The following is a 13,722-nucleotide window of genomic DNA, read 5'->3' on the forward strand; positions in this document are numbered from 1 at the left end:
AGCTGTTGAATGTTCGACACTTGGTATTAATTTTTTTTTAGCAGCTGAATAACTTGCTAATTTATCTGTCACAATTTTCAGTAGATTGATCCATACTTTTTGCACCACTGACGAATCGTTTCATAACTGACTACGCCCCCTAGCAGCAAGTAATTCTTCGATATCATGAAAACTGAGCGTAAAACGATGATAAAGCCAAACTGCATGACTAATAATTTGTGCAGGATAACGATAATCAGCGTAGATGTTTGAATTTGTCATCAGAAAATTATCGCACAATTGGTTGAGGGGTTAACTGACTGTACCGCCCTTGACAATACCCTCCCACAACAATTATAAATAGTTTAAATATTGATGCTCTTGCTTCACCTGCACCCTGGTTAGAATGAATCACCATCACCACTCAATATATCGCGCAAAACACTCTTACTCTTAGGAATCAAGCCAAGCTCAAGACCAAAAGGTTTAAACACCTTATTGATAACTTCAACACTTGGCACCTTAGTACCATTCTCTATATCAGAAATCGTCTTGCGAGATACACTTACCATATTGGCATAATCTTGTTGTTTCAGATTAAGCACCTCTAAGCGTAACTGCCTTAAAGCACCGCCATAAGAAATATCCCCTAGCAACAAGCTTTTAATAATTGCCCGGGTGGTGAGCTTAAGCATATCCTTTTGAGTTTCTTTACCTGCTACGACTTTCTTAGCCACCCTGCGCTTAGTAGAATCAATAATGGGATCGTAATCTCGACGTACCACCACCGGCTCACCCGTTTTACTAAAGTCAAACACAGCATGCCTTAGATTGTCCTTACCCGAATCACCAGGCAACTTTTTTACAGCCTGCTCCCTTTCAGCTACTCGATTAACCAACATCATTGTATGTTTATTTTTCATAACAGCCCCCATCTTTTCAATTTATCTTCAACATAGTTAAAGCCAATGCCAGGATGATTTAAAATCGCTGGAGGCACTCCACGAACAGCAAGGCGCTCTTTAATAGTAAGTAAATCTTTAGCAGTATTTTGTAATTCCACCATTAACTTTGCCGGAGCAACATAAACTTCCAAAGACTGGGCGATAGCCCCAAAATCATATTCCCCCCCCTTTTCCATAGGAGAAGCCCACTTAGTCAGCCGTGTAATCCCCTCCGGATCAGCTTTCATGGGCGCAAAATCATATATAGGCGAAAACCTAATACTCTTTTCATCCCTCAAGAAAGAAGTGTTACGCCCATGATTATCACTGTTACCAAATATAATATTTAATAAGTCGCGCTTTACCCACTCCGTCACAAACGCGGCTACATCAAAATTAAAGTCAGAATTTTGAAGAAGCATGTCACTCCCTAAAATCTTACGGAGCACCTCATCAATAGCATCGTTGTGATCAAGATAAGCACTCGAACGCTGCTTCAAGATTGAGTAAAGAGACTCCATACCATAGCGTTTAGCAACTCCGATACTATCCATTTCTATATCAAAACGAGGTAGCCACAAAGATGGTACATGCACACCTTCTTCAAGCCTCATATCTGCTATAGGGATAGTATCAAAGCCCATGGCATGCAACTCATGGTAGAAATGGTATTCAGCCCTTAAAATATCACTATCAATACTCATTTTTCCTCTAGGGAACTTCACCAAATAATGAATATCTGTAGAGTTGTTTAATTGAAGGTTATCAATCCACACCTCATTAGTATCGCTTAGGCGCACAAGTAACTTAGGTGCAGCGCCACCAGCGCCAGTTGCACCACCACAGGCAGCTCCCCTTTCTTGTGCATACTCTAAAAAATCAGATGACTTTTCTATCACATGCTCAATAGTAAAATGCTGAGCAACTAGTTCTCCATCATCTACGTTACATAATAAAGATTCTTTAATCCTCAAGTTACCAATAGGGGCATTAGTGCTAGTGCTAAGAAGTACAAAGTGTTGAGCATCAATCGAGTAATCTGAGATGCCCAAATGACGAACCAAGAAGTCTCGGCTTGAGCCACTAGGTATAATGTCATCTATAAAGGTAAGTAATCCATTAGAATGAATATACTTCTCAAGCATAACTACTGGGTGATTAATAGAAACAGCATGGTGGTCATCACAGTTCGGGTTTACAGCAGTGTAAGTAAATTCATACTCAAGCAGTGTCCCCTTATATGGAACACCATCTGTATGCCTAAACGAAAGAGTCGCAATATCAATCCATTTTCTACTCAAGAAAGCTTGGATTGTTAGGTTATCTTGATTCATTCTGTCACCATCACCCATTATCTTCAATTAATAATGTATATAACTTTACTCATTAACAGTAAGTTAATCAATTAATGTAACTTAATTTGATACATTAACTTATATTTTTAAAGTTAATGTAACTAAATTTTACACATTAACTTAGGTTGGTGAAAGAATTAGCTGATGATGTAAATGAAGAAATCGAGGAAGATAAATAATATTATTTTTCTTGATTGAACTCATGATTTGAATCCAAGGACTTTGGATTCAAATACAGATAAATATTAAAAACATAAAAAAATGATGCTCAAGTTGATTTTGTAGTCCAAATTATCTTTGTCTACAAATGGTCCATATTTGGTCTACATTGATATTTTTGGAACTACAGAAACAAAAAAACCAAGCACAAGTGCTTGGTTTTAAAGTATAAATAGTTGGAGCGGGCAGCGGGAATCGAACCCGCATTATCAGCTTGGAAGGCTGGAGTAATAGCCATTATACGATGCCCGCAAATCTTGCATCAAGTAGCGTAAGCTACAAAGCAAAAAACAATGCTGTGCATTGTTATTTACTGTCTCACTGTGACAAGTGAGAAAAAATATGGTGGAGGGAGGTGGATTCGAACCACCGAAGCTTTCGCGACAGATTTACAATCTGTTCCCTTTGGCCACTCGGGAACCCCTCCAGTACTTAGATGGTGCCGACTACCGGAGTCGAACTGGTGACCTACTGATTACAAGTCAGTTGCTCTACCTACTGAGCTAAGTCGGCGCTGTCTAAGTGCCGCGAATATTAAAGAACTTGAGGACTCCTTGCAAGCCTTTCTTAGAAAAAAATAGCAGTTTTTTGATTGTTTGCTTAAAAAAAAATCAATTCCCTGTTTTTCGACTAATTATTCGCCAAACGTAAGGATATTTCACCACCTATATACGGTTTTATTTCATTATCGATTTCTAACAATAAAGCGCCTTGCTCATTAATACCTCTGCAAATGCCCGTTTGTACATTATCAGCAACAATTAAATTAACTTGTTTATTAAGAAAGTAATCCAATTCAAACCAACGATCTAAAAATGGGGCTAAGCCTTTTTCTTCATAATCACTTAATAAAGAGTGTAGTTCTTTAATAAGCAAGCCTGACAACTGATTACGGTCAACAGGCTGTGTACTGATATTATTTAAGTCTATCCAAGGTTGGTCAATTAATTTACCTTGCTGCTCAGGCATTCTCACATTAATACCAATACCAATGACACTATGACAAACGTCCGATGCTTGTGCGTTTAACTCTATCAAGATGCCTGCAAGCTTTTTCCCTTGATAATAAAGATCATTAGGCCACTTTAAGCCTACACCATGTAATCCTAGCTTTTCTAATGCATTAACCGTTGCAATGCCCACCAGCAAGCTTAAACCCGAAGCTTTCTCTATGCCGGCTTCTAAACGCCAGTACATTGAAAAATATAAATGAGAAGCAAAAGGAGAAACCCATTCTCTGCCTCTGCGGCCACGCCCTGCAGCTTGGTATTCTGCTATACAGGTTTGGCCGTTGCTGATGTTCGGTAATTTATCCAATAAATATTGATTAGTGGATTCAAGAATTTGCTCTACATGGACATTATCAACGCCACTCACTTGTTGGATGATGTGTTGATTTAGTAAGGTTAGAGGAACGGCACTGCAATAACCTTTACCAGTGACTTTATAAATATCTAAACCGATTTCCTGCAACGCTTTTATATAGTTATTAACAGAGGTTCTTGATACACCTAACAGTTCACCAATTTTTTCACCAGAGTGAAACTCTCCATCAGCGAGTAAAGCAATGAGTTGATTACCTTTTTCATTTAATTCAGACATTTTCTATTACCTGTAGCAAATTGGTTTCACCTTGCGCATCAATAAATCGAACTTCATGCTCTAACAACACGGCGAACTTATGTAAGACTTGCTCTCTAACATGCCATGCTAATTGAATAACATCGGATGCCGTTGCTTTACCATCTTCGTTAATAAGTACTAATGCTTGTTGCAAATGAACGGCGGCGCCACCTATTTTTTTACCTTTTAAACCGCATTGGTCAATTAACCAACCTGCGGCCAATTTTACCGAACCGTCATGCTGTGGGTAATGTGGCATATCAGGATGATGAGATAACAGTTGTTCACTCAAGTTGTCACTAACAATAGGATTTTTAAAGAAGCTACCCGCATTACCTAGCACTTTAGGATCGGGTAATTTTTCGCTGCGAATACGACACACACTATCAAAAATTTGTTGTGCGCTCACTGATGACTCAGTTTCATCAAGCCCTTGTAATAAACCATATCGGCAATGTGCTTGCCATTGCTTAGGCAATTTAAGTGAAACTGACGTAATTAATGCACGAGCTTTTAATTCACCTTTAAAAATACTGTCTCGGTAAGCAAACAAACAACCTTCATTGCTAAGGGTTTTAAGTGTGCCCTCTTCTAAATCAATATAGTCTACGCTAGTACAGAAGTCTTTAAATTCAACACCATAAGCACCAATATTCTGTACTGGTGCAGCGCCTACAACACCTGGAATCAATGCAAGGTTTTCTAAACCATCAATACCCTGTGCAACCGTATCTTCTACAAGCTCATGCCAATCCTCACCGGCAGCCACTTCTAACAAGTAATCTTGATTATTTTCGCTTTGAGTTATGCCCATTAATTCAACTTTAATCACCAAGCCGCTAAAATCATTACAAAATAACGTATTGCTTCCACCACCTAATACTAAAATAGGTTTGTTCGCTGCTCGCGTCTTTTTAATTAATGCCAATAATTGAGGTAATTCAGATAATTGCTGAAAATGAAAAAGGAGATGCGCATGAGCATCAATTGAAAAGCTATTAAAAGCCTTGAGCGAGCTGTTTTTTTCAATCATGATAAAACCTTATGGCGTTAATATGGCTGCACTAATTTTTTAATGAGAAAGTATTGCTAAGTCAGTGACGAATAACTAGTTTACCTTATCAAGCACCTGAAACAAACGACCGGACTTTAAATGGATCTTAACTCACTGCAATTTAGCCAGTTACAAAAAGAACACATTCCTTTGGTAAATCAATTTTATAAGCAGGTTTATAAGAAGGGCCTTGCGAATAAAAGCGAGCAAGTGTTTGTATTGAAAACAACCCAAATACTGTGTGCAGCACGTTTAAAAGAAGTACAAGGTAGTTTGCTATTAACTGGAGTGGCTTGTTTAGAGGAACATCGTAAACAAGGCCTAGCAAGCTTGTTGATTACTCATTTATTAACAACACAGCAACAGAATATTTATTGCTTTCCTTATCCACATCTACAAGTATTTTATGAAAAACTTGGTTTTACACTTTACGAGCCTGAGCAGTTACCCGAAAGATTAGGTAGTCAATATCAAAATTATAATAGTCGTAAACATTTGTTATGCATGGTTCATAAGCATTAGTATTCAAACCTATGTTGGATACTAATGCGCTACACAATACTTCAATTCACTAAAATAAGTTAAAAACGATTTGAATAGGCTTAGCAATTATTCAAATAAACTTAATAAGTCTGCATAACCTTGTTCTGCCATTTTATCTTTTTCAATAAAACGTAATGAAGCAGAGTTGATACAATAACGTAAGCCTGTCGGTGCTGGCCCGTCATCAAATACATGTCCGAGATGAGAATCTGCGCCTATGCTTCTTACTTCAGTGCGTTGTGAAAATAGCTTAGTATCTATTTTTTCCGTCAGCTCTGCTTGTGCAATAGGCTGCGTAAAACTTGGCCAACCACAATGCGCATCAAACTTATCTAACGAACTGAATAATGGCTCACCTGACACAATATCAACATAAATACCTGGTGTAGTGTTGTCCCAATATAAATTATTAAAAGGAGGCTCTGTTCCCTCTTCTTGCGTCACTTGATATTGAAGATCGTTTAATTGTTGCTTTAATTCTTCTTGCGATGGTTTTTTAAATTCGCTCATTACTTTTCCTCTTTATTTTATGTACTCGATAATACGACTTTATGAGCAGGAATAAAACGCCAAAAACACTGCGGTCTTTCTCTCGGTTGTCAGAATAAGCACTTGACGCATAATTTTAAAAACGTAACTATTAATCTATGATTAAAGAATGTTTCATTATTAGCAATGTAACTCACTATCAAAAAATTTAGGTAATTCGATGACGCTATTACACTCACTACTGCCAAGTTTACTCCTGACGCATAAAGCGTATGGGTAACGAGTCGCTGAAGAAACCTAGCTGAGACTCCGAAACCCGTACATTGTGCGGGTTTTTTTATACCTATCAAAAATGAATACCACTAAAAGGAATGCTTTATGTCTGAACAAGTTATTATTTTCGACACCACTTTACGTGACGGTGAACAGGCCTTAAGCGCGAGCCTGACAGTGAAAGAAAAACTTAAGATTGCCTTTGCACTAGAACGTTTAGGCGTCGATATTATGGAAGTCGGTTTTCCTATTTCATCTCCTGGTGACTTTGAATCAGTGCAAACTATTGCACGCGAAATCAAAAACAGCCGTGTATGTGCTTTATCTCGTGCATTACCAAAAGATATTGATGCTGCCGCTGAAGCGTTAAAAGTCGCAGATGCTTTTCGCATTCATACCTTCATTTCCACATCAACCATCCATGTAGAAAGTAAATTAAAACGTACTTTTGATGATGTACTAGAAATGGCCGTAAATGCAGTTAAGTATGCTCGTAACTTTACTGATGATGTTGAATTCTCTTGTGAAGATGCAGGCCGTACACCCATTGACAATTTATGTAGAATGGTTGAGCAAGCGATTAAAGCAGGTGCGAGTACCATTAATATCCCAGATACTGTTGGTTACACTTACCCAAGTGAATTTGGCGGTATTATTAAAACGTTATTTGACCGAGTCCCTAATATTGACCAAGCAGTAATCTCAGTTCATTGTCATGATGATTTGGGCATGTCGGTTGCAAACTCGATCACCGCAGTTGAAAATGGTGCACGCCAAATTGAATGTACAATGAATGGTATTGGAGAACGCGCAGGTAACTGCTCGCTTGAAGAAGTGGCGATGATCTTACATACACGCCAAGCTAAAATGGGTTATAAAACGAATATTAATCCCATTGAAATAGCCCGTACGAGTCAATTAGTTAGTCAAATTTGTAATATGCCGATTCAGTCCAATAAAGCAATTGTGGGCGCCAATGCCTTTTCTCATTCATCGGGTATTCATCAAGATGGTGTATTAAAAGCGCAAAATACTTACGAAATCATCACACCAGAAAGTGTTGGTATTTTAACGAATAAATTAAACTTAACGTCTCGATCTGGCCGTCATGTTATTCAACATCGCATGCAAGAATTAGGTTACCGCGATACGGATTATGATTTAGAAGCTTTATACACAAGCTTCTTAGCGTTAGCTGACAAAAAAGGCCAAGTATTTGATTACGACTTAGAAGCGTTAATGTTTTTTAATCAAATTGAAAATCAGCCTGAATATTACAAACTATCCAGCATCAACGTACAATCAGGTACCAGCGTGGTAGCAACGGCCACGGTTGTGATGGAAATAGGTAAAGATAAACGTGTAGTAGAGGCAGCAACAGGTAACGGCCCTATCGATGCAACTTATCAATGTTTAATGCGTATTTCAGGGTTAGATATCGATATGAGCTCTTATAAAATCACCAGTAAAGGTGAAGGTAAAGATGCACTTGGACAAGTGGATATTGTTGCGTCTTATAATGGACAAAAGTTTCATGGTATTGGTTTATCAACCGATATTATCGAATCATCAGCAAAAGCATTAGTCCATGTAATGAATCATATTCATCTTGCTAAAGCCGTTGAAGTTAAAAAGAAAAACCTAACTCAAGTTTAAACGAAATAGCACTCTCTATTTTAGAGTCATAACTTAAGAATAAATAATTTAAGAATAAACAGCTTAATGATAAATAGCTTAATAACAAGGCAACCCAGTGTTGCCTTTGGTCTTTTTTGAGGATTAAAAATGAAAATAGTGGTTATCCCCGTCACCCCTTATCAACAAAACTGCAGTTTAGTAATTTGTGAAGCAACAAAAAAAGCAGCGATCGTCGATCCGGGTGGGGAAGTAGAACGCATTTTAAGCGCGGTTAAAAACCATAATGTAACCGTCGATAAAATCATATTAACTCATGGCCATTTAGATCATGTTGGTGGCACTGAAGCATTAGCAGAAACATTAAATATTCCGATTATTGGCCCAGAAAAAGAAGATGCGTTTTGGTTAAATGAATTAGAGCAACAAAGCAAAATGTTTGGTTTTCCTAAGGCAACGAGCTTTTTACCGACGCAATGGTTAGAAGAAGGAGATCACGTTGAAGTGGGTAATATAAAACTCAGCGTATTGCATATTCCAGGTCATACACCAGGCCACATCACGCTTTTTGATGCAGTGAGTAAGCAGATTATTGTTGGTGACATCTTATTTAATGGTGCTGTTGGTCGTTCTGATTTTCCACGCGGTAATCATCAACAACTCATATCAGGTATTAAACAGAAGTTATTAACATTGCCTGAAGAAACGGTTGTATTTCCCGGTCACGGTCCAACAACCACCATTGGCAGAGAGAAAATTAGCAATCCTTATTTACGTTAGTTTTTGAACTCAGTTCTTAACAGTAGCGAGACACATTGATGTTTATACCAATGGAATTAAATAAGTGATCAGAAATTGCGCAGGAAAAATTAACACGAATAAGGCGTGAGTTGTAGGAGATAGTTGTTCTCACTTCAAAACCCACAACGCAGTTAGGGGTAATTTTAACCAGCAAGAATGATCACCTTATTAATTCTTTTGGTATTATAGTTAAAGTGACTCGCTATTGATTTGATGACAACTTATTACGCTAAGCTCAAACTCTACAGGGGAAGGACATTACCATTCACTGTTAACTCGCCTCTGTCTAAACTCGATTCTAAAACAAGCGCTTCATCTTGCTCTTTCAGTACCCCTGTTAGAATACCCACTTGTAATAGTCCGCTAACATCTGTTTGCTCTGATAGCTTTTTCGGTAAGCTTAAATTTAATTCACCATTAGTGTAATCAATCAAAACTAATGGGTTACTCAGTACTTCATCACTAGCAACACCAGCCTGAATGTTCATTTTCAATTGGCTATTCACCTCACCCCAAGGGGTTTCAGAATAGAATGTTTTTAAATCAACAATCGCACCTAAACTCACTAAGTGACCCAATGCTTTACGCATTAGTGTTGTATCTTCAAGATTTGATTTAAGTTTAGTTAAAGCGACTAAATTAAGCTCTGATAATACAAGATCAATATGATTATTAGAAAAGGTATCAGTACCATTTTGAAACTCTTCTATTTTCCAATTAGTATCCGTATTCACGGTTAATTTGTCTGCGCTTATTTCACTTGTTCCTTGTAGCGAAATAGCGCTCATAGACAAGCGATGTAATGCTTTGATAAACGCTAATTGGCTAACTTTAAAATCATATTGGTAATCAACTAACTCACTATTATTTACTTGAGTAAAAGAAGCTTGTAACGATAGGTCCTTAACTGAAAATGTTTCATCGTAAATATTTCCATCCATCCCAGCCCAATCAATATCAAACGCCCCTTGTTTTTCATCAACGTTATATTCATACGCTAAGTTCAATGGCGCAGTATTAAAACGTTCGGCTTTACTAATAAACTCACCTTTCGCTAAAGCAATTTTTCCGCTCATATTACCTAACAAGTTAATTTCTTCTTGTGAGATCAACCAATCTTTAGTTTGAAAGAACGTCACTACCTTTTTCTCTAATACAGGGTCGACAAGATTGATGTGATTAACCAATAAAGCTTTATAAGGATAATGACTAATATCTGAATGAACCAATAGCTGTAATGGTGCTTGCCCTTCCAACTCGATGGATATTTTCATTTCAGCTTTCGCTGAGAAAAAAGATTTTTGATAACTTAACAATTCCATTGTTAGTAATGAGTTATTAGATTGATTTATTTCTTTTTGTATTTCTGTTTTGGCCATTTCGCCAACAAAATAAACACCTGAGAATAAAATGCAAAAAACAGCGACGAATACAATTATTAATTTTTTCATTATAACCTTACAAGGAAAATTGCTTTTTTGATGAGAGCTTAAATCAGACCGATCTAAGTGAGATTTACTTCATTATTTATTGAAAACATTGTAGATTACAACCGTTAGATCACAAACTTTAGTGGATATGACTGAAATAAATTTAAACTAAATTGGCATTTTAATGAGTTCACACAAATGGCATTGGTTGCATAGTCAGATTATCGGTGGTGTTTTATTCGTTATCGCAGCAGTCACTGCAAGACTTTGGGCAAATATCGTTCCTGATCATTACCACCATGTATGGCACAATACTATTTGGCAAGTTTCAACTGGATTCAGTGATAATATTCATCAAATAAATTTTACTTACCTTTAATTAACGTCATTTATATTTCGTTAATTAAGTCATAAAGCCTACCAACGTAGATTTTATATTGTTAATGGGGACAAAGAACATGGCTACAGATAGAAATTCAGAAGAAAAACATTTAAAGAGAATGAAAGCGGTTAAAGAAAAACAAGACCAAAAAATTGCAGCTGCAACAGAAGTGCGTGGTGTAAGTATCCTTCTTGCTGGCCCAGGAAAAGGCAAAAGTAGTTCTGCATTTGGTATGTTAGCGCGCTCTTTAGGTCATGGTCATAAAGTAGCTGTTGTACAATTTCTGAAAGGTGCAATGTCAACGGGCGAAGAAAAGTTCTTTAATAGCCATGACAATGTTGATTGGTACACGATGGGCGATGGGTTTACTTGGGAAACTCAAAATAGACAAAATGACATCGATAGTGCACAAAAAGCATGGGATAAAGCGGCTGAATTAATGGCTGATGAAAAATATAATCTGATTATTTTAGATGAAATCACTTATATGTTTAAATATGAGTATCTTCAGATCCAACCCACTTTAGATGCATTAAAAAATCGCCCTAAAAATATGAACGTTGTATTAACAGGTCGTGGTCCTAAGCAAGAGTTAATTGATGCAGTAGATACTTACAGCCTTATTCTCGCTGAAAAGCATGCCTTTAAAGACGGCATAAAAGCCCAAGCCGGTATTGAATGGTAGACGTGAAGTAATATAACGAAGAAACTACTCTCGTAAAAAAGAGCTTGAAGTGATTAACTTCAAGCTCTTTTTTATTTATATAAAATTACCTACATAAAGTATTTTAACGTTATTTAATACCTGAGTGACGTAATAACGCATCGATTGATGGTTCACGTCCCATAAAGGCTTTAAATAATGTCATTGGCGCTTCACTACCCCCTTTTTCAAGGATATTAGTTAAGAATGAGCGTCCTGTTTCCGCATTGAAAATACCCGTTTCTTCAAAACGAGAAAAAGCATCTGCCGATAACACTTCAGCCCATTTATAACTGTAATAACCGGCGGCATAACCACCAGCAAAAATATGGCTAAAGCTATGCTGAAAACGATTAAATTCAGGGGCTTCTATCACTGCAACTTTAGCGCGTACTTCAGCGAGTACACGTTGTACTTGACCTTCTTCACCGACCTTGTAGTCATGATGTAAAATGAAATCAAACAGTGAAAACTCAAGTTGACGCATCATTTGTAACGCACTGTTATAGTTTTTAGCTTCTAGCATTTTTTTCAGTAAATCAGCGGGTAATATATCGCCAGTATCAACATGTCCAGAAATCAACGCTAATGCTTCAGGTTCCCAGCACCAGTTCTCTAAGAACTGACTTGGTAATTCCACTGCATCCCAAGGTACACCACTAATACCAGACACACCTGACGATTCAACTTTAGTTAACATGTGGTGAATACCATGACCGAACTCATGGAATAACGTGACCACTTCATTATGTGTAAATAACGCTTCTTGATCACCAACCGGTTTATTGAAGTTACACGTTAAATAAGCAACAGGTAATTGTAAGCTTCCATCCACTTGACGACGGCGTGTTCGGCAATCTTGCATCCAAGCACCACCGCGTTTGTGGGCACGTGCATATAAGTCTAAGTAGAAGCTACCAATGTGTTCTTTTTGGCGATTATAGATTTTAAAGAAACGCGCATCTTTATGCCAAGTATCAACATCTTTAGACTCTTTGATATTTAAATCAAATAGACGGTGTACAACATCAAATAAACCCGACACGACTTTGCTTTCAGGGAAGTAAGGACGTAATTGTTCATCTGAAATATTGTAACGTTGCTGTTTTAATAATTCTGCATAGTAACTTAAGTCCCATGACTGTAAATCATCAATGCCATCTTTTTCTTTTGCAAAGGCAAGCACTTGGTCACGCTCTTGTCTCGCTTGCAGTATTGACTTATCGGCTAGTTCACTTAAAAACTCGATCACTTGAGATGGTTTTTCAGCCATTTTGGTAGCCAAACTATATTCACCAAAGTCATTAAAGTCTAATAGTTGAGCAAGTTCATGGCGTAGCGCTAATATCTGTTCAATATTGTCACTATTATCAAATTCATTAGCATTAGGACCTTGGTCAGACGCACGTGTTGCGAACGCGGTATACACTTCTTTACGCAATTCACGATTTTCTGCATATGACATAACGGCTAAATAGCTTGGAAAGTCTAATGTGAATAAATACCCTTCTAATTCTTTTTCTTCTGCGGCTTGTTTTGCTGCTGCTATCGCCGTTTTTGGTAAACCAGCTAATGTATCTAGATCAGACACTAACTTGCTCCAAGCAATCGTTGCATCCATTACATTGTTGCTAAAAGAAGATTGTAGTTGTGAAAGTTGTTGTTTAATTTCACCGTAACGCTGCTTTTTATCGTCACTTAATGCAATACCCGCTAACTTAAAGTCACGTAATGCATTCTCAATTACTTTTTGTTGCTCGCCTTTTAGCTCAGCAAATTCTGTGCTGTTAGCAATACTTAAATACGCTTCGTATAAACCTTGATGTTGTCCTACGAAGGTGCCATATTCTGAAAATAAACCAATACAAGCATCATGTGCAGCACGTAATTCATCATTACTCACTACTGCATTCATGTGTGAGATTGGAGACCATAATTTACCTAAATGATCATCTGCTTGGTCTAATACTGCGACAAAATTGTCCCACGTATAATTATCTAGTTCAGCTAACTTTTGTTCTATTAGCGCTTTATTATCTGCAATCGTTTGTTTAACGCTTGGCTCTATTTCATTAATATTGAGGTCACTAAAAAAAGGAAGGCCATCGGTTTTTGTTAAGCTTGAGTCTGTTGTCATAGTCATAGCATTCATCTTATCTGAGAAGGAACTAATAATATGCGGCTAGAAATGCTAAAATTCAAGGTGTTGGGTTAATACTAATCCATATATATTTACTTCTAGATAGTCGAGTTAGTCATAAAGTCTGCCAACTAACTGACAATCAGCTGAAA

The 13,722-nt window shown here is 37.3% G+C and carries 11 protein-coding genes, 3 tRNA genes and 2 pseudogenes; 5 read left to right on the plus strand and 11 right to left on the minus strand.

What is annotated here, in order from left to right; translation table 11 throughout:
• Window positions 1-89: 89 nt before the first annotated feature.
• The 8 genes and pseudogenes from SP041_RS21135 to murB form a co-directional block, all read right to left on the minus strand.
• Window positions 90-261 (minus strand): annotated as a pseudogene (locus SP041_RS21135) (IS6 family transposase); the annotation flags it as partial.
• Window positions 262-380: 119 nt separating this feature from the next.
• Window positions 381-902 (minus strand): helix-turn-helix transcriptional regulator, encoded by a 522-nt coding sequence (locus tag SP041_RS20975; RefSeq protein WP_025563331.1) that lies wholly within the window; start codon window positions 900-902, stop codon window positions 381-383.
• Window positions 899-2,257 carry a HipA domain-containing protein gene (locus SP041_RS02840; RefSeq protein ID WP_025563332.1) on the minus strand — a complete coding sequence of 453 codons (1,359 nt, stop codon included), beginning with the start codon at window positions 2,255-2,257 and terminating at the stop codon, window positions 899-901. Before SP041_RS02840 ends, SP041_RS20975 begins: the two co-directional genes overlap by 4 nt.
• A gap of 417 nt (window positions 2,258-2,674) precedes the next feature.
• A tRNA-Gly gene (locus SP041_RS02845) sits at window positions 2,675-2,749 on the minus strand.
• A gap of 91 nt (window positions 2,750-2,840) precedes the next feature.
• A tRNA-Tyr gene (locus tag SP041_RS02850) sits at window positions 2,841-2,924 on the minus strand.
• A 10-nt stretch (window positions 2,925-2,934) separates the two neighbouring features.
• A tRNA-Thr gene (locus tag SP041_RS02855) sits at window positions 2,935-3,010 on the minus strand.
• 117 nt (window positions 3,011-3,127) lie between these two features.
• Window positions 3,128-4,099, minus strand: coding sequence for a bifunctional biotin--[acetyl-CoA-carboxylase] ligase/biotin operon repressor BirA (gene birA, locus SP041_RS02860; protein ID WP_025563333.1), 972 nt, complete (start codon window positions 4,097-4,099; stop codon window positions 3,128-3,130).
• Complete coding sequence (murB, locus tag SP041_RS02865; RefSeq protein WP_025563334.1) at window positions 4,092-5,153, minus strand: UDP-N-acetylmuramate dehydrogenase; 1,062 nt, start codon at window positions 5,151-5,153, stop codon at window positions 4,092-4,094. The genes birA and murB overlap by 8 nt, the downstream gene beginning before the upstream one ends.
• Window positions 5,154-5,273: 120 nt before the next feature.
• Between murB and SP041_RS02870 the strand changes: the two genes are divergently transcribed.
• The gene (locus SP041_RS02870; RefSeq protein WP_025563335.1) at window positions 5,274-5,696 is read left to right on the plus strand and encodes a GNAT family N-acetyltransferase; all 423 of its coding nucleotides are present in this window, start codon (window positions 5,274-5,276) and stop codon (window positions 5,694-5,696) included.
• Window positions 5,697-5,783: 87 nt separating this feature from the next.
• Here SP041_RS02870 and msrB read toward each other — a convergent pair.
• Window positions 5,784-6,218 (minus strand): annotated as a pseudogene (msrB, locus tag SP041_RS02875) (peptide-methionine (R)-S-oxide reductase MsrB); the annotation flags it as partial.
• A gap of 366 nt (window positions 6,219-6,584) precedes the next feature.
• Here msrB and leuA point away from each other — a divergent pair.
• Window positions 6,585-8,135 carry a 2-isopropylmalate synthase gene (leuA, locus tag SP041_RS02880; protein ID WP_025563337.1) on the plus strand — a complete coding sequence of 517 codons (1,551 nt, stop codon included), beginning with the start codon at window positions 6,585-6,587 and terminating at the stop codon, window positions 8,133-8,135.
• 129 nt (window positions 8,136-8,264) lie between these two features.
• Window positions 8,265-8,894, plus strand: coding sequence for an MBL fold metallo-hydrolase (locus tag SP041_RS02885; RefSeq protein WP_025563338.1), 630 nt, complete (start codon window positions 8,265-8,267; stop codon window positions 8,892-8,894).
• A 263-nt stretch (window positions 8,895-9,157) separates the two neighbouring features.
• On the opposite strand, the gene SP041_RS02890 is transcribed toward SP041_RS02885, so the two are convergent.
• Complete coding sequence (locus SP041_RS02890) at window positions 9,158-10,366, minus strand: DUF945 family protein (RefSeq protein ID WP_025565527.1); 1,209 nt, start codon at window positions 10,364-10,366, stop codon at window positions 9,158-9,160.
• A 163-nt stretch (window positions 10,367-10,529) separates the two neighbouring features.
• Between SP041_RS02890 and SP041_RS02895 the strand changes: the two genes are divergently transcribed.
• The gene (locus SP041_RS02895) at window positions 10,530-10,724 is read left to right on the plus strand and encodes a hypothetical protein (RefSeq protein ID WP_025565526.1); all 195 of its coding nucleotides are present in this window, start codon (window positions 10,530-10,532) and stop codon (window positions 10,722-10,724) included.
• 79 nt (window positions 10,725-10,803) lie between these two features.
• Window positions 10,804-11,412, plus strand: coding sequence for a cob(I)yrinic acid a,c-diamide adenosyltransferase (gene cobO, locus SP041_RS02900; RefSeq protein ID WP_025565525.1), 609 nt, complete (start codon window positions 10,804-10,806; stop codon window positions 11,410-11,412).
• 109 nt (window positions 11,413-11,521) lie between these two features.
• Here cobO and prlC read toward each other — a convergent pair whose 3' ends face one another.
• A complete protein-coding gene (gene prlC / locus SP041_RS02905; RefSeq protein ID WP_025565523.1) occupies window positions 11,522-13,573 on the minus strand; it encodes an oligopeptidase A in 2,052 nt (683 codons plus the stop codon).
• Window positions 13,574-13,722 lie beyond the last annotated feature (149 nt).

Source organism: Psychromonas sp. SP041 (assembly GCF_000470315.2).
Lineage (GTDB): Bacteria > Pseudomonadota > Gammaproteobacteria > Enterobacterales > Psychromonadaceae > Psychromonas.